19 protein-coding genes and 1 pseudogene are annotated in these 21,660 nt (G+C 66.8%); 17 read left to right on the forward strand and 3 right to left on the reverse strand.

The window, feature by feature from the left end; genetic code table 11:
• Nucleotides 1-7 precede the first annotated feature (7 nt).
• From AC1HIY_RS00410 to rlmN, 7 genes are all read left to right on the forward strand, one after another.
• Nucleotides 8-1,558, forward strand: a complete 1,551-nt coding sequence (locus AC1HIY_RS00410; protein ID WP_479574726.1) for a hypothetical protein — start codon at nucleotides 8-10, stop codon at nucleotides 1,556-1,558.
• Nucleotides 1,559-1,659: 101 nt separating this feature from the next.
• Nucleotides 1,660-1,866, forward strand: a complete 207-nt coding sequence (locus AC1HIY_RS00415; RefSeq protein WP_479574727.1) for a hypothetical protein — start codon at nucleotides 1,660-1,662, stop codon at nucleotides 1,864-1,866.
• A 207-nt stretch (nucleotides 1,867-2,073) separates the two neighbouring features.
• Nucleotides 2,074-3,030 carry a COX15/CtaA family protein gene (locus AC1HIY_RS00420; protein WP_479574744.1) on the forward strand — a complete coding sequence of 319 codons (957 nt, stop codon included), beginning with the start codon at nucleotides 2,074-2,076 and terminating at the stop codon, nucleotides 3,028-3,030.
• A 64-nt stretch (nucleotides 3,031-3,094) separates the two neighbouring features.
• Entirely contained in the window at nucleotides 3,095-4,051 is a 957-nt protein-coding gene (gene cyoE / locus AC1HIY_RS00425) for a heme o synthase (protein ID WP_479574728.1), read from the forward strand.
• A gap of 99 nt (nucleotides 4,052-4,150) precedes the next feature.
• Nucleotides 4,151-5,101 carry an ABC transporter ATP-binding protein gene (locus AC1HIY_RS00430; RefSeq protein WP_479574729.1) on the forward strand — a complete coding sequence of 317 codons (951 nt, stop codon included), beginning with the start codon at nucleotides 4,151-4,153 and terminating at the stop codon, nucleotides 5,099-5,101.
• Between the two features lie 33 nt (nucleotides 5,102-5,134).
• Complete coding sequence (locus AC1HIY_RS00435; protein WP_479574730.1) at nucleotides 5,135-5,911, forward strand: ABC transporter permease; 777 nt, start codon at nucleotides 5,135-5,137, stop codon at nucleotides 5,909-5,911.
• Between the two features lie 62 nt (nucleotides 5,912-5,973).
• On the forward strand, nucleotides 5,974-7,062 hold the full coding sequence (rlmN, locus tag AC1HIY_RS00440) for a dual-specificity RNA methyltransferase RlmN (RefSeq protein ID WP_479574731.1): 1,089 nt from the start codon (nucleotides 5,974-5,976) through the stop codon (nucleotides 7,060-7,062).
• A gap of 12 nt (nucleotides 7,063-7,074) precedes the next feature.
• Here the strand turns inward: rlmN and AC1HIY_RS00445 are convergent, their stop codons facing one another.
• Nucleotides 7,075-7,518 (reverse strand): DUF1569 domain-containing protein, encoded by a 444-nt coding sequence (locus AC1HIY_RS00445; RefSeq protein ID WP_479574732.1) that lies wholly within the window; start codon nucleotides 7,516-7,518, stop codon nucleotides 7,075-7,077.
• Nucleotides 7,519-7,786: 268 nt separating this feature from the next.
• Here AC1HIY_RS00445 and AC1HIY_RS00450 point away from each other — a divergent pair, with 268 nt between their 5' ends.
• Nucleotides 7,787-8,647 (forward strand): DUF547 domain-containing protein, encoded by an 861-nt coding sequence (locus tag AC1HIY_RS00450; protein WP_479574733.1) that lies wholly within the window; start codon nucleotides 7,787-7,789, stop codon nucleotides 8,645-8,647.
• Between the two features lie 144 nt (nucleotides 8,648-8,791).
• A complete protein-coding gene (locus tag AC1HIY_RS00455; RefSeq protein ID WP_479574734.1) occupies nucleotides 8,792-9,196 on the forward strand; it encodes a hypothetical protein in 405 nt (134 codons plus the stop codon).
• A 17-nt stretch (nucleotides 9,197-9,213) separates the two neighbouring features.
• Here the strand turns inward: AC1HIY_RS00455 and AC1HIY_RS00460 are convergent, their stop codons facing one another.
• Nucleotides 9,214-11,187: a CBS domain-containing protein gene (locus AC1HIY_RS00460; RefSeq protein WP_479574735.1), complete on the reverse strand. Its 1,974-nt coding sequence runs from the start codon at nucleotides 11,185-11,187 to the stop codon at nucleotides 9,214-9,216.
• Between the two features lie 273 nt (nucleotides 11,188-11,460).
• Here AC1HIY_RS00460 and AC1HIY_RS00465 point away from each other — a divergent pair, with 273 nt between their 5' ends.
• The 7 genes from AC1HIY_RS00465 (at nucleotide 11,461) to AC1HIY_RS00495 (ending at nucleotide 19,929) form a co-directional block, all read left to right on the forward strand.
• Nucleotides 11,461-13,179, forward strand: coding sequence for a tetratricopeptide repeat protein (locus AC1HIY_RS00465; protein WP_479574736.1), 1,719 nt, complete (start codon nucleotides 11,461-11,463; stop codon nucleotides 13,177-13,179).
• An 83-nt stretch (nucleotides 13,180-13,262) separates the two neighbouring features.
• On the forward strand, nucleotides 13,263-14,060 hold the full coding sequence (gene lolB1 / locus AC1HIY_RS00470) for a lipoprotein insertase outer membrane protein LolB1 (RefSeq protein ID WP_479574737.1): 798 nt from the start codon (nucleotides 13,263-13,265) through the stop codon (nucleotides 14,058-14,060).
• An 8-nt stretch (nucleotides 14,061-14,068) separates the two neighbouring features.
• Nucleotides 14,069-15,268: a murein hydrolase activator EnvC family protein gene (locus AC1HIY_RS00475; RefSeq protein ID WP_479574738.1), complete on the forward strand. Its 1,200-nt coding sequence runs from the start codon at nucleotides 14,069-14,071 to the stop codon at nucleotides 15,266-15,268.
• Nucleotides 15,269-15,347: 79 nt separating this feature from the next.
• Entirely contained in the window at nucleotides 15,348-16,019 is a 672-nt protein-coding gene (rpiB, locus tag AC1HIY_RS00480; protein ID WP_479574739.1) for a ribose 5-phosphate isomerase B, read from the forward strand.
• Nucleotides 16,020-16,160: 141 nt separating this feature from the next.
• Nucleotides 16,161-17,579 (forward strand): dihydrolipoyl dehydrogenase, encoded by a 1,419-nt coding sequence (lpdA, locus tag AC1HIY_RS00485; RefSeq protein ID WP_479574740.1) that lies wholly within the window; start codon nucleotides 16,161-16,163, stop codon nucleotides 17,577-17,579.
• Nucleotides 17,580-17,879: 300 nt separating this feature from the next.
• Nucleotides 17,880-19,232: a sialidase family protein gene (locus AC1HIY_RS00490; protein ID WP_479574741.1), complete on the forward strand. Its 1,353-nt coding sequence runs from the start codon at nucleotides 17,880-17,882 to the stop codon at nucleotides 19,230-19,232.
• A gap of 226 nt (nucleotides 19,233-19,458) precedes the next feature.
• A complete protein-coding gene (locus AC1HIY_RS00495; protein WP_479574742.1) occupies nucleotides 19,459-19,929 on the forward strand; it encodes a RidA family protein in 471 nt (156 codons plus the stop codon).
• Between the two features lie 114 nt (nucleotides 19,930-20,043).
• On the opposite strand, the pseudogene AC1HIY_RS00500 reads toward AC1HIY_RS00495, so the two are convergent.
• Nucleotides 20,044-20,247 (reverse strand): annotated as a pseudogene (locus AC1HIY_RS00500) (hypothetical protein); the annotation flags it as partial.
• Between AC1HIY_RS00500 and AC1HIY_RS00505 the strand changes: the two are divergent.
• Nucleotides 20,247-21,620, forward strand: coding sequence for a multicopper oxidase family protein (locus tag AC1HIY_RS00505; RefSeq protein ID WP_479574745.1), 1,374 nt, complete (start codon nucleotides 20,247-20,249; stop codon nucleotides 21,618-21,620). The pseudogene AC1HIY_RS00500 and the gene AC1HIY_RS00505 overlap by 1 nt on opposite strands.
• Nucleotides 21,621-21,660 lie beyond the last annotated feature (40 nt).

Raw genomic sequence — 21,660 nt, forward strand, 5'->3', positions numbered from 1 at the left:
CACGCCCATGCCCTTCCTCGCCCCCGTCACACCCGACTCGCCTCCTCCATCCCGGCGGATGCTCCGGCGCACGTGGGCCGCTGCGCTCGCCGCCGCCGCCCTCGTGCACGTGTTGACGCTGGACATCTCGCCCATCTACTGGCAGGACGAAGTGCAGCAGGTGGACTTTGGGCGGCTCACCCTCGAACCGGAGAGCGAGTGGTCGACGAAGTGGTCGCCGCAGACGGGGCGGCCCGTGCGAGCGTGGTCGTACGCGGGACCGCTGGCGCACGAGTTGCTCTACCGCGCTGCCGGAGAAACACCGCGCGCCGTGCGGCTGGCCGCCCTCTTCGGCGCGATGCTCGCGGCCACGACGATGCTCGGCTGGCTGCTTGCGCGGGGGACGAGCCCGTGGCCGGCCGGCGCGCTGAGCCTGGCCTTTTTTCTCGATCCACTCTTCGTCAAAAGCTACAAGGGCGGGCGCGTAGACGGGTGGGCCTTCGCGGCGGCGCTCGCCTCGTGCTGGATGCTCCGCCGCGCACGGGCGGCTCCCGCGCAAGCCCGTACGTATGCCGCCCTCGCCGGGGCGCTCGCCGCCGCCGCCGCCATGACCTGGCAGTCTGCGGTGTTCCTCTACCCGCTCATCCTCCTCGAACTGGTCCATCTCCTCCGGGAAGGCCCCGGCACGGAACACGGGCGGCGCCGGGCCCTGACCCTTTCCGCCGCTTTCCTGGCCGGAAGCGTGGCGGTCGCCGTCGCGCTGGCGATCCCGCTGCTTCCGCATGCGAGCCGCCTCGTCGAAGACACCCGCATCTTCTTGTCCTCCAGCGCAGCCACGGGCGCCCCGATGACGGCCAGACTCCGCAAACTCCTTCGCTTCGGTGCGGTGGCCGGCACGCTCAACCTCTCGGTCGTCGTTCTGATCACGGCTTTCCTCGCCGCCCTCATCCGCCGGGAAGCCGGGCTGCTCCTGGCCACCCTCGCCGGATACGCCCTCATCGCTTCGACGCTGATCTACAGCGCGCGGGTGTTGTACCTGATCCCGTACCTCTTCGCACTTACGGCCGGGCTCTTTCTCGTCCCGCCTCGCCGCACGTCTCCCGTATGGCCTCGATGGGCGAGCGTCGGGCTGCTGAGCGTCTTGCTCCTCTGGACCGTCGGGCTTTCCCTCGTCGCACGGCCTGCGGTGGCGCTGAAGGAGCGCCGGGAACGCGATCCGGAGGGGCTGTTTCGGCTCGCCGCCGAAAAGATCGGCGCAGGTCCACACGAGGTGTATCTCGGCAGAACGTTCGAGTTCTACTATCCCGGTCGTCCGCTCGGGTGGAAAATCTATGCGCCGAACTGGGAACCCGTCGCGCAAGGCTCCCTTGCCCGAAAAAACAGACGCGCGCTCTTCAGAAGGGTGCACTTTGCCATCTATCGGGAACGCGACCTGTCCGGAGATGCGAACGAGGGGTTTCGGGAACTCGGCCTGCAGTACCTCGGCACGTTTTGCCCGAACGCGCCCGACTTCTCCTGTGAGGCAGACGCCCCCCCTTCCGCCTATGGTCCCTACGTTCTGTACGGCCGCCGGCCTTGAGGACTTATCGCAATCATCCGGGCGGATTTTCCGGAATGACACACGGCTGACACCCCGCGCGTTTATTCTGACGGCGCATACGAAACTTCCTTTGAGAACCCATGAAAACCGGCCTCTTTCACATCTCCGAGGTCCTGCCGGTCGCGTTGTCCGATTTTGCCGCCACGCTTCCGGGAAGCCCTTCACCGGCCGTTCCCGGATGGAAGACCGCGCCGCTTCCCGACGTCCCCGGCGCACAAGCAAAGCGCCCCTCATCCATGAACGGACTGCTCCTCTCGGTCATGCACCGCATGCTCCCCCTCCGCTGAGCCGCCCCTCGGCGCATTTCTCGTGAAGCGCGGCGCAGCGCCGCATCTCCGGCTCCCGCACGTCCACTTCGAGCACTTTTAACGGAACAGCCCAAACCCGCCTCCGTTGGTCTGCCCACATGCATGCGCGTGTCTCTTACCCGCATGCTTTTTCGTACCTTGGACGATCTTCGCCTTTTCACCCTCCGGGTCCTCGAGGCCCCCGGCATGCAGACGAACAAGAGATTTGCCCGGTACGCCTGGGCCGTGCTCGCGTACAACCTGCTCGTGATTCTCTGGGGCGCTTTCGTGCGCGCCACGGGATCGGGCGCAGGGTGCGGAAGCCACTGGCCCCTCTGCAACGGCGAAGTCGTGCCGCAGGCGCCGGAGGTGGAAACGCTGATCGAACTCACGCACCGGCTGACGAGTGGGCTGGCCGGCGTCTTCGTCGTGATCCTCTTCATCTGGGCGTTCCGGGCCTTCCGGAAAGGCCACCCCGTGCGCCGGGCCGCCACGCTTTCGCTGATCTTCATCATCACCGAAGGGCTGGTCGGAGCGGGACTGGTGCTCTTCGAATGGGTGGCCGACGACGCCTCGCTGGGGCGCGTCCTCTCGATGGCCGTCCACCTCGTCAACACGATGCTCTTGCTGGCCTCGTTGACGCTGACCGTGTGGTGGGCCGGTGGAGGGCCGGACGTCGACCTCCGCCGACGGGGCGAAGCGCGGTGGCTGGTCGGCGCCGCACTGCTGGGCATGCTCGTGCTCAGCAGCGCCGGAGCCCTGACTGCGCTCGGCGACACCCTTTTTCGACCGGACACCCTCGCCGAGGGGTTTCGGCAGGATTTCTCCGCCGCCGCCCATTTCCTCGAACGTCTCCGCATCGGTCATCCCCTCCTGGCTATCCTCTTCGGCGTCTATCTCCTTTTCGTCACGCGCCACCTCGCGTCGCTTCGACCGTCCCCCGCCGTGAAACACTTTGCCCGCATCGTCCTGACGCTCTTCGTCGTCCAGTTTCTGGCGGGGCTGCTCAACGTCTTTCTCCTGGCGCCCGTCTGGATGCAGCTCGCGCACCTGCTCCTCGCCGATTTTCTCTGGATTTCGATCGTATTGCTCGGCGCTTCCGGGCTTGCCGTCACGGCCGCCGAACCCGTGCCGGAGGCGTTGCACCCTCAACGCTCCGGTTGACCGCCTCTTTCACCTTGGGTGAAGGATCCGTACCTTTAGCGTTTACTCCACACCCCGCCTCTTAATGTTGACTTCCCCGCACCGTTCCCTGCTTCGTTCGCCTCAGGCCGAGGCCGCCGCACCCGTCCCGGTCGAGGCCGCGCGCGTCTCCACACCCTGGCGCGACTATCTGACGCTGACGAAGCCCGAGATCTCCTTTCTCGTGGCCGTCACCGCGCTGGCGGGCTTCCTCTTCGGCTCCCCGGACGGCCTCGACGGGTGGAAGCTTCTGGCCCTGCTCACGGGCGTCGTCCTGACGTCGGCGGGCAGCGGGGCGCTCAATCATTATTATGAACGCGACCTCGACCGGCGGATGCGCCGCACCGCGCGTCGCCCCCTGGCGACGGGACGGATCAGCCCCGACGCGGCCCGGAACTTCGGCATGGGCCTCGTCGCCCTCGGTCTGGCGATCCTGTGCCCGCTGACGACCCCGCTCACCGGCGTCCTCGCCGCGGTCACGGTTGCGCTCTATCTGTACGTCTACACGCCGCTCAAACGAAAGACGAAGCACAACACCCTCGTGGGCACGATCCCGGGCGCGTTGCCGGCGCTGGGCGGCTTCGCAGCGGCGACCGGCACGCTCGGCGCGGGCGGGTGGGCGCTCTTTGCCGTGCTCGTCTGCTGGCAGATGCCCCACTTCTTCGCCCTGGCGTGGATGTACCGGAAAGACTATGCGCGCGCGGGGTACGCCATGCTCCCCGTCGTCGAGCCCGACGGCGTATCGACCGTGCGACAGACGGTGTTCTTCTCCGTGCTCATGATCGCCGCGAGCCTCGTGCCGACCGCGCTCGGCATCGCCGGGTGGCTCTACTTTGCCGGAGCGCTGGCGCTCGGGCTGTGGTTTCTGCGGCCCGTGCTCCGTTTCTTCTACTACCGCACCGTTCAGGATGCCCGCCGTGTGCTCATGGCGACGATCATCTATATCCCGGTCCTCGTCGCGCTCATCGGCCTCGACAAACTCGCGACATGGGTGTTCGAATGATCTACGGGCGGGCAGAACGCGCCATCGGATCCCCCCTCAAACGCCGCACATCCGATGGCTGAGCGCGCGGCATCATCCGCTGTTTCAAAAAGATCATCAATGGCCGAACCGGCAGTATCCGTCCAGAGAGTCACCCACCGATACGGTGATCACGTCGCCCTTCGCGACGTAACGTTCGACGTGGAAGCGGGGTCGTTCTTCGGCCTCCTCGGGCCGAACGGCGGAGGCAAGACGACCCTTTTCCGCATCCTCTCCACGTTGCTGCGCCCCACGGAGGGCGCGGCGGCCGTCTTCGGCGCGGACACGGCGCGCGCGCCCCACGCCGTGCGCCGGAAGCTCGGTGTCATCTTTCAACAGCCCGCCCTCGACGACGAGCTTACGGTGTCCGAGAACCTCCGTATCCACGGTGCGCTCTACGGCCTCGGCAAGCGCGACCTGACCCGCCGCATCGGGACGCTTCTCGAACGCTTCGGCCTCGAAAAGCGCGCGCGCGATCGGGTGAAGGCGCTCTCCGGCGGGCTTCAGCGCCGCGTCGACCTGGCGCGCGGCCTGCTCCACAGCCCCCGCCTGCTCCTGCTCGACGAGCCGACCACCGGCCTCGACCCCGTCGCCCGGCGGTCGTTCTGGGATGCGCTCGAACCGCTCCGCCGCGACGAAGGCGCGACGATCATTGTGGCCACCCACCTGCTCGACGAAGCCGACGCGTGCGATCGTATCGGCATCCTCGACCGGGGGCGCCTCGTCGCGCTCGGCTCGCCGGAGACGCTCAAAGCTGAACTCGGCGACGCCACCCTCTGGCTCTCCGCCGACGACCCGCGCGCGCTCGCCGAGAGCATCCGCACCCGGCTCGGCTTCGAAGCCCGCATCATCGGCGCGCAGGTGCAGGTGCGCCACCCCGACCCCCCGGCGATCCTCCCGGCGCTCTACGAAACCTTCGGGGACGCGCTCAAGAGCGCCACCGTCCGCACGCCGACGCTCGAAGACGTGTTCATGGTCCACGCGGGCCATGCCCTCGACGAGGCCGCCCACGGAGCAACGCTCCCTGCCTGAACAGTCCTTTTTCCGCCTCATCCGAAAGACGTCATGACCGCCCTCACCGCGCTGTGGAAGCGTGAAATCATCAAGTTCGTCCGCGACCGGAGCCGCATCATCGGCGCGCTCGGGCAACCGCTCGGCTTCTGGCTCCTGCTCGGCTTTGGTTTTCAGGGGACGTTCCGCATGCCGTCGAACGGGGATGCTGCCGTGGGCTACATGGAGTTCCTGTTCCCCGGCGTCATTGCCATGGTGCTGCTCTTCACGGCCCTTTTCTCGACCATCTCCATCGTGGAAGAGCGCAAGAGCGGCTTCCTTCAGGCGGCCCTCGTCGCGCCGACGTCTCGGCTCTCGCTCGTCCTCGGGGCGACGCTCGGCGGAGCCACCCTTGCGCTCCTTCAGGCGGTGCTCTTTCTCTTCCTCTTGCCCCTGTCCGGTCTCCATCCGACCCTGCTCGGCCTCGTGATCCTCGTCGGCGTATGCGCGCTCATCGGCATCTCCTTCACGGCGCTGGGCGTGCTCTTCGCCTGGCGCATGGAGACCACGCGCGGCTTCCACGCCGTGATGAACCTCGTCCTGCTGCCGATGTGGCTGCTCTCCGGCGCGGTCTTCCCTCTCACGGGCGTGCCCGCCCCGCTCCGCTGGGTGATGACCCTCAACCCGGTGACGTACGGCGTCTCGGCGCTCCGGCAAAGTCTGTACTGGCCCGCCTCCGCACCCGACGCCTCCGCGCCGCTCGGCCTCTCGATCGCCGTGAGCGCGGTCTTCGCCGCCCTCATCCTCTATCTCACGGCCCGCGCCGTGCGCAGACCCCTCTTCGGCGACTGACGGCGCGCGATCTTCATCCTCCCCGCCGAAACGCAGGCCGTGCGACGTCGTTCAAGGGCCTCATGGACACGAAGCCCTCCGATATCGCCACCGACCCCATCGATCTCAAAGCCATGAGCCGGGAGGAGCTCGAAGCGCTCGCCGAACGGATGGGACAACCCCGCTTTCGGGGACGACAGCTCTTCAAATGGCTCTTCGGCAAAGGCGCGACCACGTTCGCCGAGATGACCGACCTGCCCCGATCGTTCCGGGAGGCCCTCGCCGAAACGGCCGTACTCGGGACGATCACCCCTGTCGCGATGCAGACGGCGCGGGACGGGACGGTCAAGCGCCTCTTTTCGCTCGGCTCGGGCGAACGGATCGAGACGGTGCTCATCCCCGATTTCGACGCGGACGGACGGGCGAAACGGCTCACGGTGTGCGTCTCGAGTCAGGTCGGATGCGCCATGGCGTGCTCGTTTTGCGCCACGGGGCAGATGGGCTTCCGGCAAAACCTCACCGCCGGCGAGATCGTCGATCAGGTCCGGTTCATGAATGACGAAGCGCTCGAACGCTTCGGCCGGACGATCACGAACGTCGTGTACATGGGCATGGGCGAGCCGCTGCTCAACTACGACCACGTGCTCCGGAGCGTGGCCCTCCTCACCGACGCCGACGGCTTCGGGCTCTCGCCGAAGCGCCTCACCGTCTCCACCGTCGGCCTCGCCCGCCGCATCCGGCAGTTCGCCGACGACGCGCCGCGCGTCAACCTCGCCGTCTCGCTCCACGCGCCCATCGACGAGAAGCGGAGCGCCATCATGCCGGTCAACCGCCGCGCCGCCACGGACCTCGGCGCGCTCCGGGAGGCCATCCGGTACTACACCCGGCAGACGGGCCGCCGCGTCACGTACGAATACTGCATGTTCGCCGGGTTCAACGACACCGACGACGACGCCCGCGCGCTCGCCGACGTGGCGGCGTGGGCCCCGAGCAAGGTCAACCTCATCATGTACAACCCCGTCGAGGGCCTCGGCTTCTCCCGGACGAGCGAGGAACGGCTCGACGCCTTCATCCGCCTCCTCGTGCGCCGGGGCGTCACCGTCACCGTGCGCCGGAGCCGAGGTCAGGACATCGACGCCGCCTGCGGACAACTGGCCGTGAAAAACGGCTGACCCGCTCCCCGCTCACACGCCGAACTGCCGGAGGTGATGATCGAGGTGTCGATAGGCGAGGCGGCCCCACTGCGCGCCGGAGAGGGCGCCGAGGAGCGGGTGTGGATCGAACGCGCCCTCCGGCCCGCGTGCGACGAAGCGCTCGATGACCCCCTCGAGTTCCGCCACGTCCTGCGCAAAGTCTGCGGGCTCCGTCGTGAGCATGACCGGCGCCGTCGGGAGGCCGCGGGGCCACGGCATCACCTCGATGGCGAACCACTGTACGGGCGCCCACGTCATCGGGCCGCCGCCGCGCCCCGCATCGAGGTCGCCCAGGGCCGTTCGGAGATGGTCGGCGAGGTGGCAGATCATCCGGCCCGCCGACATCTTCCCCCACCGGCGAGGCGTTTCCGGCGTGAGGCGGCCGAGGCGGTCGAGCACCTCCCGATGGGTCTCCGGATCGAAAAGGGTCTTCATGAGCGGTTCCTCGAAGAAAGGCGGCGTGGATCGTTTCCGATAATCTACGCATGAAACGGATGCGAATCGAACATCGGTCGAGACGCGCCCCGCCCTTTGTCCCGGCCGGAGCATCCCCCCTCGAATTTTTCTCTTCGAAAAGTGACTGAGACGTAACAATGGATTGCCCGCCATAACTTATTTTATCATGAACGCCATCGGTTTCACTCGCGCGTCCTCCGGTTGCCTCCGCGACGGCAGGCTGCCTCGCACGCGCCATCCTTCCGCCATGACCGCCATCCTCTGTTTCGCGCTCCTCTTCGGCTGCGAGTCTCAGGTGGTGCGCCCCCTCGACGACGCTCCCACCGAGAGCCGCGCCGGGGACGTCGCGCCCGCCGCCGACTACGCCGCGTCGCTGACGACGCTCCTCGCGCGCGTCGTCACGGGCGAGGGACTCGTGCGGTACGACCTCCTCCGGGGCGAGCTCCGGGACGACTTCCGCCGCGTGCTCAAAGCCGTCGAGGACTTCGACGCCTCCGGCCTGCTCACCCGCGAGGAACGCCTCGCCTTCTGGCTCAACGCCTACAACGTGCAGATGCTCGAAAACGTCATCGAGACGCCGGAGGTGAACGACATCGTGGCCGACGGCTTCGTGGAGGCCTTCTTCCGAACCCCCTACCGGACGGCCGGCCTCGACGTCACGCTCGACCAGATCGAACACGTGATCCTTCGCCGGAGCGACTTCGACGAGCGGCTGGCCGTCTTCCGCCTGCCCGAGCTCGACCCGCGCATCCATGCCGGGATCAACTGCGCCGCCGTCTCGTGCCCGAGCCTCCGCCGCCGGGCGTTCACCCCGGAGAACGTCGACGCCGAACTCGACGACGCCATGGCCGACTTCGTCAACCGCCCCCGACACTTCCGCGTCGAGGGCGACGGCTTCGTCCTCTCCGCCTTGCTCGACTGGTTCGGCAGCGACTTCGACCGGCAGGGCCTGCCCGCGGGCGATTACCTGCTCGGGTTCATGTCGCCCGAACGTCCGGACTACGACCGGCTGAAGACGCTCCTCGAAGGTCGCACCGCCGCCGAGATCAAAGCCCGACCGAACGTCCGGTTCGAGTATCTCTGGAAGGTCAACCGCGCCGAAAGCTAACGCCCCTCGCGAGGTCTTTTTTCGCACGGCCGCTTTAACCTCTGCCGGCCCGGTCCGATGCTCTCCCCCAAATCCCCGCCCAATAGACGGCCGTACGCAACCTCCACCGTCGATTGGTCCACCTGAACACCGCGTGTACGTCTCATGGAAGCAAAAAACCTCACCCCCATCCCGACCGTAACGAAGGAAAAATGGGCCGCCCACGCGCGCTCGAAGCTCTCCCGCGGTTACGTGCTCATCGTGGGACGGGAACGTCGGAACGCGAACTTTTTCAAGCCTTCGAAGGGGTACGAGATGTGCCCGTACAAGATCGCCCGGCGTCTCATCGACGAGGGCATCGTCAAGCCGGCGGACCGGACCCATCACCTCGGGCCGGTGTACGTGCTCTCCACCGACACCGTCCCGCCGCCGCCCCCGCCGTCGATCCCCGACGATGACGACGAGACGGCTCCTCCCGTAACCGAACTGGACGACCTCCTCGATCAGATCGACGCCGAGGAGATTGAAGAGGAGCAGGACGAAGCGGCCGCGGACGAGGAAGAGGACTGAATCGCCGCAGGCTCAGGTCACGCCTCGGACGAAGCGTCGGGCGCGCCCGAGTCTTCGTCGGGCATGCCGAGGGTATCGTCGAGCAGATGTCCGGCGATGCGGATGAAATCTCCTTCGGTGATGATGCCCACGAGCTGGCCGTCGCGCACCACCGGCAGCGCCCCGACGCCGTGCTTGCGCATGAGTTGAATGGCCTCCACGTTCGAGGCTTCGGGCGAGACCGAGATGGGGTCCGGGATCATGATGTCTTTCACCGGCACGTCGGTGGCGGCGTGCTCCGGGTTGACGGCGCTCTTCTCGGCGAGATAGCGAAGCAGGCGGCGATGCGTCACCAGCCCCACCAGGCGATGCTGATTGTCCTCGACCACGACGTGCCGGATGCGTTGCCAGTCCATGAGCACGGCCACGAACTCGACCAGCTCCTCCTCGTGCACCGTGAACAGGTCGGTGGACATGTAATGCTCCACGCGCGTGCCCATGATGCTCCGGACGCCCATCTTCTTGTCGAAGGCGGCAAGCTCCCAGGTGTGGCCGGGCTTCCCTTCCGTCTGCGCCTCGATCATTTTCTCGACGAGCGCCGAGAGCCGTTCGGCGCGGGTCGTCTGTTGTCGTTTCATCCGGGCCAGCGAATGGATCTGCCACTGCGCGCCCGTCCGGTTCCGCTCCACCCGTTCTTCGACGACGTCGAGATACCGGCTGATGTCTTCCGGATCGATGCCGGCGGCGGCCAGCCCTTCCCGGGCCACGGGCAACAGCTCGTCACAGATCAGTTCATCGACGGGGACGCTCTCGCCGTGGAGCCACGCCATCTGTGAGGACAGGCCCAGCCGCGCCGCCGCCACGAAGTTGCTCTTCGCCAGATCAAAATCCATGATCGAAGGGATGTCGTGATATTTCCGCGCGAGCCCGTGCACGGCTCCGAACCAGAACGCGGCGTTGGCCACCTCGTCGATGACGCTGGGGCCGGCGGGAAGGATGCGGTTCTCGATGCGCAGGTGGGGCTTGCCGTCGGTGATGCCGTAACAGGCGCGGTTCCACCGGTAGACGGTGCCGTTGTGGAGCTGAAGCGCGCGCAGGCTCGGCACCCCGCCCGCCTCCAGCGTGGCGAACGGATCCTCGTCCAGCTCGGTGGTGAAAAGCATCCGGAAACGGGCGATGTCCTCCTTGTAGATGTCCGTGACCGAGTTGCGGCACCAGTCCGTTCCGAAGTTCACCCGCGGGCTCATCTCGCGGAGGTAAAGGTTGCTGCTCCGCGTATCGACGGCCTGCTGAAAGAGCGCGATGCGGGTCTCGCGCCAGAGCCGTTTGCCGAAGAGCACGGGCGAGTTCGTGGCGGCGGCCAGGCACGGCCCGGCGATGAGTTGCGCGATGTTATAATAGTGGGGAAACTCGTCGGGCGTGACCTGGAAATGCGTCTGAAAGCTCGTGTTGCAGCCTTCGACGAGGATGTTGTCGTGCTGGAAAAAAAGTTCGTCCACGCCCCGGATCTGATATTGCGCCGGCCGTCCCTCGCGCTGTCCCATGATGGCGTCGTTGAGCGCGAAGTACCGCGGCATGGGGGCCATGTTGTCGAGGCCGAGATCGGAGAGATGGATCGTGGGGAGGATGCCCACCATAACCACCTCGGCTCCGGCCTGATGCGCGAGGCCCCGCACGTAGCCGAGCATCTCGTTGATCTGTCGCTCCATCTGCCGGAAACAATTCCCGGCGAAGACATAGGGATCGAGGTTGAACTCGAGGTTGAACCGCGTCAGTTCCGTCACGAGGCGCTCGTCGTCGCTGCGTTCGAGCACTTCCATCGAGACGGGCGCGGGCTGCCAGCGATCATCGACGAGGAAAAGCTCCTGTTCCGCCCCGATGCGGCGCACGTCCGTCTCGAACATGCCCTCCCGAAGCATATATTCGAGCGCCTGTACGTCCTGCATCACCTGACGTGTGAACCGGCGCATCGCCGCCGCATCCTTTTGCTGTCGGATATCCTGTGTGCCCATCGCCGTGAATCCCGCTGTTCGTTGATCCTGATCCCTCACGCGGCAGCCACCAGCCCGAATCCGGAGGGGCGACGCGCACGTTCTGCGGGTAGAGAGTAATTCCGGAAGCGCAAAGAATCAACCGCCCCCGCCATTTGCCGGAGCAATCCTCGTCCTCGTCCGGCGTCGCGGGCGCGTCCCGCCCCAGCATCGCCCTCCCATTCCGGGGCGCGGGGAAACCTCCCCCGGCGCATCACGTTTTCTGTCTCACCCTCAACCTTCGGGCTTTTCTCTATGCGGCGTGTCCGGATCTGTGACGTATGGCGGTGGCGAGCCGCTTTTCTGCTGGCCGGCCTGCTTCTGATCCCGGCCGCGCACCATGCCGCGGCCCAGACGCCGGAGGAGATGCAGGCCGAGCGCCTCTTCGTGCGCGGCATGACGCGCGCCTATCTCGACGACCACGAGGCCGCGCTCCGGTTCTACCAGGAGGCGCTCCGCCTGACGCCGAACCGGCCCGCCGTCCTCTCCGCCGTCGCCGCCTCGTACGCCGCGCGCGACGACGTGTCCACGGCCATCTTCTATGCCGAGCAGGCGCGCGCGCGCGACCCCTCGAACGTCGCCTATCACCGGCAGGTGGCCGAACTGTACGCGCGGTCCGGGGACGTGGCGCGCGCCGCCGCCGCCTACGAGACGCTGCTTGCCGCTCACCCCGGCGACACGCAGGCGCTGCTCGCGCTCGCCCGTCTGCAGGCCGCCCGGGGACGCCTCGAAGACGCCCTCGACGTGTACGAACGCCTCCGCGCCCGCACCGGCGACGACCCCGACGTGCTCGCACGGATGCTCGAGCTCTATTCCCGCCTCGGCCACCGGAAGGGCCTCGAAGAGACGCTCCGCACCCTGATCCGCCTCGCGCCCGACCCCGCCTACCGGCGCATGCTCGGCGAACTGTACGTGCGAGAGGGTCGCATGGACGACGCCGCCGCGCTCTACGAGACGCTCCTCGCAGACGATCCGACCGACGTGGAGACGCTGCTCGCGCTCTCCGACCTCTACCGTCGGACGGGGCGCGCAGCCCGCGCCGACAGCCTCCTCGACCGTTCCCTGCGCGACGCTAACGCCACGGCGGACCAGATCCTCGCCCGCGCCGAGCCTTTCCTCGAACGCGCCGCCGCGGACCCCGCCGCCGTCGCCGCCGCGCGCCGCCTCCTCCACCGCGCCCTCGCGCGGGAGCCGGAGCACTACGAAGCGCTTCGCGCGTACGGCAACCTGCTCTTCGAGACGGGCGACTATGCCGAAGCCGAGGCGCGTCTGTCCGAAGCCCTCCGGCAGAACCCCCGCGACCCGGCCCTGTGGACGCGCGCCGCCACTGCCGCCCTCTTCGCCGGTCAACCGCTCCGAGCCACCGAGATCGCCGACGAGGGGCTGATCCTCTTCCCCGGCCGCGTCGACCTCCTCCGCGCCGCCGCCCTCGGCTATCTCGACGCCTACCGGAACGATGACGCCCTCACGCGCTTCGAGGAAGCCCTCGACCGCCTCGACGAAGCCCCGAACGACGACCCCCGCCTCCGGGCCGACCTCCTCGCCGGGCTCGGCATGATCTACACGCGCCGCCGGAACTTCCACGCCGCCGACAGCCTCTACGCCCGCGCGCTCGCCGTCGCCCCCGACCACGCCGTCGCCCTGAACAACCTGGCCTACAGCCTCGCCGAACGCGGGCAGGATCTCGACCGCGCCCTCGCACTGGCCCGGCGCGCCCTCGACAACGCTCCGGAAAATCCTTCCTTCATGGACACCCTCGGATGGGTGTATCTCCAACGGGACGACCTCGACAACGCGGAAAAATGGCTGAGCCGGGCCGTCGACGCCGGAGGGGCGCTCGCCCTCGAACACTACGGCGATCTTCAGGCGCGTCTCGGCCGTCTCGACGCCGCCCGCACGTACTGGCAGCGCGCCTTCGAGCGCCGTCCCGAGAGCGCCGCGCTTCGAAGCAAACTCGAACGGCTCCGGAACTGACCTGCCCGCTCCCGCGGGGCGCGTCTCCACCCCCCGCGCAAACCCGCCGCGAACCCGCGAAAAGACTCCGCATCCCCGCTCTCATGAATCGCCTTCGACGCGCCCTCCCACCCCTCGCGCTTCTGAGCCTCCTGCTCTATGCCGGTTGCTCGGGCACGCGACCCCGCGCCGAACTGCCGACCGAACTCCCCGACGCCTTCCCGCACCATACGGCCGGGGAAATCATCGCAAAGCTCACGCTCACCCCCGACACGCTCCGCACGTTCACGGCCAGAGCGAGCATCTCCATGGACCTGCCGGAGAACACCGGCAGCTTCACCGCGCACATGCAGGCCCGCCGCGACGACTCGCTCTTCATGAGCGTCCGCGTGACGTTCGGCATCGAGGCGGCGCGCGCGCTCGTCACGCCGGACAGCTTCTTCCTCTATGATCGGATCAACAAGCGGCTCCTCTACGGACCGATCGATGCGGCGAAAGATTTCCTCCCGGCCCCGCTCATCTCCGGCGAACTGTTTCCCGGCCTCCTCGGCCTCCTCGCGCCCGAGCCGGGCGTCTCCTGGCAAGTCGAGGCCGACAGCGCCTTCTATTACCTCCATGATCCCCGCCGGGGCCTCACCTATACGGTGGACCCGATCCTCTGGCGCGTCGTTCGATACGAAGCCCGGTCCCCTTCGGGCACGATCCTTGAAGAACGCGTCTATTCAGACTTCGACCGGTTCCGGAACCTCTACCTTCCTCGCCGGATCGTCTATCGCCGCCCGCTCGAGGCGACCTTTGCTTCGATTTTTTACCGTGAACTGACCCTCAATCCGAAAGCCCTGACGTTCAAGCTGAACGTCGGCGAGGACGTCGAGCGGGTGCCGGTGTATGCCTTGAACTGAACGTGTCTATGCGACCTGCGACCGTTTTCTTCGTCGTGTTTATCCTTACCCTCGCGCCGTCACGACCGGCGGGGGCGCAGGAGGTTGCCCGGGACCGTTCCGCCACGGAGCGTCGGCTCGAAGAGCTTCAGGAGCAGATCGCGCGGGACGAGGAGAAACTGGCGAAGACGAGCGAGGCCGAGCAGGCTTCTCTGGAGACGCTCCGCAACCTCGACCGTCAGATCGCCCTTCGCGAAGAGCTCGTCCGCAACTATCAGCTCCGGCTGAACCAGCTCCGGCACGAGCGCGACTCCCTCCAGACCTCGCTCTCCGATCTCGAAGCGTCGCTGGAAGCTTTGAAGGAAGAATACCGTCGCCGGGCCACGCACGCCTACAAATACGGCAGGCTGCACGACCTCGCGCTCATCCTCGCGGCGCAGTCGATCAACCAGATGCTCATCCGGGTGCGGTATCTCCACCGGTTCACCGAGCAGCGGCGGCGGCGGCTCACCGAGATCAACGCGGCGGCCGATGCGCTGGAGCACCGGCGCGCGGCTCTTCAGGAGAAGGTCGCCCGAAACAACCTCTTGCTTCGCGCGGCCGAGAGCGAGCAGCAGAAGCTGGCGCGGCAGAAGGAGCGGCGGGCCCGTCTGATCGCCGACCTCCGGAAGCAGCGTTCGTCGCTCGAAGCCTCACTCACGGAAAAGCGCTCGCTGGCCACGGAACTCGCCGCCCAGGTTCAAGCCCTCATCGCCGAGGAGATGGCGCGCCGGGAACGCGCGCCCGATGCCGCCGCGAGCGCCGAGTTCGTGCGCCTGACGGGCTCGTTCCGACAGAACGAGGGCAGGCTCCCCTGGCCCGCGAACGGGACCGTCATCGAACCCTTCGGCGAGAAGGTGCATCCCGTCTACGGCACCACGACGCCTAACCCCGGCATCCTCATCGCCACCACGCCCATGGCCGAGGTCCGCGCCGTCTTCGACGGAACCGTCAGCAGCATCGACATCATGCCCGACATCGGGCGGTTCATGATCATCGAGCACGGCGAATACCACAGCGTCTACGGCAACTTCGCCATCATCAACGTGGGCGAGGGCGAGCGGGTGCGCGCCGGACAGATCATCGGGCGCGCCGGCACCGACGCCGAGCCGAAGGGCGAGGGGCTGTTCTTCGGCCTCTTCAAAGACGGGAAGCCCATCGATCCGGTCCCGTGGCTCCTTGCGCACTGACGCCGCCTCTCCGCGTTTCTTCCCCCGATGCGTCCCCGTTCCGCTTGAATCGACGCTGCTTCGCGCGTAGTTTGCAGGCATGGCACGGAAGACTCTCATCACCGAAGCGAAGGTGCTCGAAGCGCTCGCCGCCGGACGCCGGACGCTCGCCGTCCCGCCCCGCGCGCTCATCACCGCCCTCGCCCGCGACACCGCCCGCGCGCGCGGCCTCACCTTCGTGACCGCCGCGCCCGAGGCGGAGGCCGAACCCGCCCCCGGCTGCGGCTGCGACCACGCCCCCACCCACGTCGTCGCCTTCGGAAGCGACCACGGCGGCTTCGGCTACAAAAAGACCCTCACCGCCTTCGTCCGCGACCTCGGATGGGGCGTCCTCGACCTCGGCGCCGACGATGAGCAGAGCTGCGACTACCCCGACTTCGCCTATGCCGTCGCCCGGGCCGTCGCGCTCGGGAAGGCCGACTTCGGCGTCATGATCGACGGCGCCGGTCTCGGCTCGGCGATGGTGTGCAACAAGGTGCCGGGCATCCGCGCCGCCGGTGCGTACAACTCTTTCACGGCGTGGAACGCCCGCGCCCACAACAACGCCAACGTCCTCACCCTCGGCAGTCGCACGCTCGGCATCGAGGTCTGCAAACGCATCGTCCGGACGTTTCTCGACACCGACTTCGAGGGCGGCCGCCATGCCCGGCGCGTCGACAAGATCGCCGACATCGAGGCCCACTTCGCGCGGGACGACCGGCCCGCGCCGTGACCGTTTGCGCCGACCCGTGCCCCTTTTTCACACAAGCTTACCCGGCTCCGTCCGGGGCGGTTTGGCGAGGCGTGAGGCGGCCCCGTATTTTGGCGTGATCCCCGCCCATCGTATCCACCCGGAACTCAGCGATAGATTCTCATGGCAACTACCCAATATGACGTTATCGTCCTCGGCTCGGGGCCCGGCGGCTACGAAACCGCCATCCGCGCCAGCCAGCTCGGCTTCAAGACTGCGATCATCGAGAAAGACAAGCTCGGCGGCGTGTGCCTGAACATCGGCTGCATCCCGACGAAGGCCCTCCTCAAAAGCGCCGAACTGATGGAGTACGCCTCCCATTTCAATCAGTACGGTCTCCAGGCCGACGGCGTGACGCCCGACTTCCCGAAGGTCATCGAACGCAGCCGCGGCGTGGCCGACAAGATGAACAAGGGCGTTCATTACCTGATGAAGAAGAACAAGATCGACGTCATCGAAGGCTATGGCCGGCTCACGGGCAAGGGCGTCCTCTCCGTGGAACCATCGGTGAACATGGACGGCGTAGAGATCGGCAAGCCCACGACCGTCGAAGGGAAGCACGTCATCATCGCCACGGGCGCGCGCGCCCGCCAGATCCCCCCGCTGCCGGTCGACGGCGAAAAGGTCGTCACGTACCGCGAGGCCATGCTCCAGACGACCCCGCCGAAACGCCTCGTGGTCGTCGGCGCCGGAGCCATCGGCGTCGAGTTCGCGTACTTCTACCGGCACATGGGCGCAGAGGTAACCGTCATCGAAGTGATGGACCGCATCGTCCCCATCGAGGACGCCGACATCTCGAAGGAACTCGCCCGGAGCTTCAAGAAACAGGGCATCAAGGTGATGACGAGCGCCGAAGTGCTCGGCGTCGACACGAAGGGCAAGGACGTCACGGTGCGGGTGAAGACGAAAAAGGGCGAAGTGTCGATCGCGTGCGACCAGGTGCTCTCGGCCGTCGGCGTCGTGGGCAACGTCGAGAACATCGGCCTCGAAACGCTCGGCGTGAAGACCGAGCGCGGCGCCATCGTGATCGATGCGTTCGGCCGGACGAACGTGCCGGGTATCTATGCCATCGGCGACGTGGCCGGCCCGCCGTGGCTCGCGCACAAAGCCAGCCACGAAGGCATCCTCTGCGTCGAGAAAATCGCCGGCCTCGACGTGCATCCGCTCGACAAAAACAACATCCCCGGCTGCACGTACTGCCAGCCGCAGATCGCCTCCGTCGGATACACCGAAGAGAAGGCGAAAGCGGCGGGCTATGAGATCAAGGTCGGCAAATTCCCCTTCACGGCGTCCGGGAAAGCCTCGGCGCTCGGACACACCGAGGGCTTCGTGAAGGTGATCTTCGACGCGAAATACGGCGAATTCCTCGGCTGTCACATCATCGGATACGAAGCCACCGAACTCATTGCCGAGGTGGTGACGGCCCGCGTCCTCGAAACGACCGGCTACGAGATCATGGAGGCGATGCACCCCCACCCGACGCTCTCGGAGGCGATCATGGAAGCCACACGCGTCGCCTACGGCATCCCGATGAACATCTGACGGTTCGGCTCCTCGAATCCCCCGCCCCGGCGTCGATCTCGGCGCCGGGGTTTTTTTGTGGCTCGCGTTCTTTCGCCGGCGGAGCATGCATCCGGATCTGACGTTGGCGCGCAAACGCCGGGCCGTCGCGGAACCACAATTCCGCGCGACATTTGCGTTAATTGCCCGAATGTATTTTCATGTGGACAGGAAAGCGGAGCGATGCCGCGAAGGTTCTGCGCCCGCGCCCGGCTCCCGGCACTCCGAATAATGGTGAACGACATGCATCGATTTTTTCGAACAGGCCCCCGGGGCTTAGCCGTGATGCTCCTGATTGTGATCGCCATCGGGTGCGAGGTCCTCTCACCCGAAACTCGGACGACGCCGGAGACGGAAAGCCCGTCGACGGACCTCCGCACGACGATGCCCCCGGTGAACGGCCTCGAGATCGCACTCAGCCCTTCCCCCTCACGAAAGGCAAGCGGTTTCGATCAGGAACGCGTTTGGAGCCCCTTCATCGACTGGGAACCGGCGCTCGCCGCCGACCCATACACTTCGGACGTCTATCAATTGACCACCCGTTTCAACGGTCCTCGTCCCTGTGAACAATGCCAGGCGCCCTATGTCATCTTCCGGCATTCGTCCGACGGAGGCGCCACCTGGGGTCCGGACCAGTTTCTGAAGAGCCGGAAAGACCAGAACGACCCCCAGATCGAAGTGGCCGATGACGGAACCGTCTTCATCGTCTGGCTCGACGACGACTGGATGCTTCGGCTGATCAAATCCACCGATCACGGCGCGACCTGGACGAAGCCGGTTCCCGTGCTGAGCCGGGTGGCCCTGCCGGCCTGGGGCGACAAGCCGCTCCTGGTCGTCGCGCCCGACGGACGGGATGTCTACGTCGCGTTCAACGCTTACGAAAGCTACGTCGCCGTTTCCCACGACGGCGGAGTGACCTTCGAAGCGCCCGTGCAGACGAGCAACAACAACCGCGGCTGGTATCACACCGGCGGCGCCCTCGCCCCCGACGGGACCGTCTATTTCGTCGCCGGAGACTACAGCCTCAACTTCCTCGGCGACGCCGGCGTCCGCCTGATCCGATCCACGGACCGGGGATCGACGTGGCAGACCCTCACCGTGGATCGGTCGAAGCAGGCGCCCGATTGTCCCGACGTTCCCGGATGCTATACGGGGTTCCTCGGACCTTCCCCTTCCGTAGACGTGGATGACGCCGGATTGCTGATGGTGGCCTACAACGCGGGCGACGCACCGGGCGCCCCGCAACCCATGTACATCCGCACTTCGACCGACGGCGGGCGCACCTGGAGCCCGCGCCGGAAGGTTTCGGAGGACGGCCCCATCGACAACGCCTTTCCCGTCGTTCGCGCCGGCCCTTCCCCCGGCGACTTCCGGCTCGTCTGGCAAGACAACCGGACCGGGCGATGGAACACCTGGTATCGCAGCACCACCGACTCCGGGGCAACGTGGACCCCGGCCGTGCGCCTCTCCGACCTGGAAGGTGGAGCGCCCTATAAAGACGCCGACGGCTACGACTTCGTCTATGGCGATTACCTGGAAATGGAGGTCGACGGCGCGGGCATGAACCACGTCATCTGGGGAGCCGGCAAGGATCTGTACGACATTGGAGGAACCTGGTACACGCGCGGGGAATGAGGGTCCCTGCACCTTTTGGCGTTCAGGAAGCTCCCTCTCTCGTTCTTTTGCCTGTCCGATACCGCCGCCTACTTTTGCCTGCCCGATACCGCCGCCCGGCGCGCGCTCCGGCGATTGACCTCGGAACGCGCGAGACGACGCCTCTTGCCTCTGATGCTCCGCTCCGCGTACTTTGACCCGCCCCTTCCGGGCACAGGTCCCCTTCCCCTTTTTCGAGGAACGTGCCATGACGAAACTGCTCCCCCTTCTGCTTCTGCCCCTCCTCGCCGCGTGCGCGCCTCCCGAGACGCCCGCACCCGACGCACCGCCGGAAGTCGCCTACCTCAGTTCTCCGGAGATGCAATCGCTCGACCTGCCGTTCTCCGAAGCCGTCCGAGTGGGCGATCTGCTCTTCCTCTCAGGGCAGGTCGGCAACGAGCCTGGCGTGATGGCCGTCGTGCCCGGCGGCATCGGCCCCGAGACCCGGCAGACGCTCGAAAACATCAAGGGCACGCTCGAACGCTTCGGGTCGAGCCTGGACCGGGTCGTGAAATGCACCATCTTCCTGGCCGACATCGACGAGTGGGGCGCGATGAACGAGGTATACCGGACGTTTTTCCCCGAGCATCCGCCTGCGCGAAGCGCGGTGGCCGGGAGCGGGCTGGCGCTCGGCGCGCGCGTCGAGATCGAATGCATCGCCACGGTGGGAACGGACTGACGGCGGCGCCCTGGCCGTGAAAATGACCCGTTCGGCGGTCTGGCGACGTGTTATAGAGTGAGTGTGTGATGGACTTTCTGTGCGGACGCTCCTCTTTTCCACCAGACCGCACCGTCATGAAACGTCGAAACTTCCTCCGCCGCGCCGGCGCCGGATCGGCCGTGCTCCTCGGCGGACTGCCCGGCCTCTCGCTCTCCACGCCGGTCCGATCCGCCGTCCCTTCCCCCTCGCGAGCCGTCGGCGTACCGGACGTCGAACTGGCCCTCTACGCCTTCGCGAGCCGTCAATCCTTCCTGCCGGGCACGCCCACCCGCACCATGACCTTCCGGGGAGAAGTGCTCCGGGGCGACCCGGCTCACCTCTCCACCCTCGGAAGCTGCTTTTTCGGCCCCACGCTGCGCTTCCGCCGGGGCCGACGGGTGCGGATCCACTTCCACAATCACCTCGATAAACCGACCATCATCCACTGGCACGGCCTGCACATTCCCGAGGCCGCCGACGGGCATCCCCGGCTGGCCATCGAGCCGGGCGCGACGTACGTGTATGACTTCACCGTGGACAACCGCGCGGGCTCATACTGGTACCACACCCATCCGCACGGTCGCACCGGCGAGGAGGTCAACCACGGCTTGTGCGGGCTCCTCCTCATCACCGACGACGAGGAAGAGGCGCTCCCGCTTCCCCGGGGACCGTACGACCTGCCCATTGTCCTTCAAGACCGCGCCTTCGACGAAGAGAACCAGTTCGTCCTCGGAGAATTCGGGATGGGAGACTGCATGCTCTGCAACGGCGCGTTCGAGAAGCGTTTCTCCGTCTCGAGCCGCCCGTACCGCCTCCGGCTGATGAACCTCTCGAACGACCGTTTCTTCAAGCTCGGGTGGCACGACGGACGGCCGCTGACGGTCATCGGCGTCGGCGGGGGCCTGCTCGAGCGCCCCCTCGAGAAGGACTACGTCATGCTCGGCCCCGCCGAACGCATCGACGTGTGGGCCGACTTCAGCCATGACCCCGTGGGGACCGAACTCGAGATGCTCAGCCTGCCGTTTCTCACCGGTCCCGCCACCACGTTCTCGAACCGGTTGTGGGTGGCCAACGTCGAAGAGTTTCTGGAGCTGGTCGAGCGCACGGAAGGCGGTGAAGAACTCCCGGAGTGGAAAGGATTCCCCCTGTTCAAGCTCGGCGTCGACCGCGAGGAGCGCGTGGACCTGCCGCTGCCCGGGCGCCTGTGCACGATCCCCCGCATCCCGGCGACGGAAGCCGTCAACCGCGAAGCGCCGAAACCCTTCCGCTTCGCGGTGGATGAGACCGAGAACGGCTTAGTTTTCGGCATCAACGGTCGGGAGTTCGAGATGACGGCGACGGCTCCGGACGAGGTCGTCCGCCTGAACACGACGGAGATCTGGGAACTCACCTCGCCCGGCTTCCACACGGCCCACATCCACGGCCTTCAGTTTCAGATCCTCGAACGCGCGCTCGTCGGAGACGTGGACGAGGCGACGCTCCGAGACTGGGAGACCGTGAAAGACGGCTTCATCGATGACGGCTGGCACGACACCGTCGCGATGTTCCCCGGCACGCGCACGCGGGTGATCATGCGCTTCGAGGATCACACGGGGCTCTTCCTCTATCACTGCCACAACCTGCACCACGAAGACGCCGGGATGATGCGCAACTATCGCGTGATCGCCTGACGCCCCCGCTCTCCACGAGCGAAAAAGCCCGCCCGGAGGC

It is taken from the genome of Rhodocaloribacter sp. (assembly GCF_056451265.1).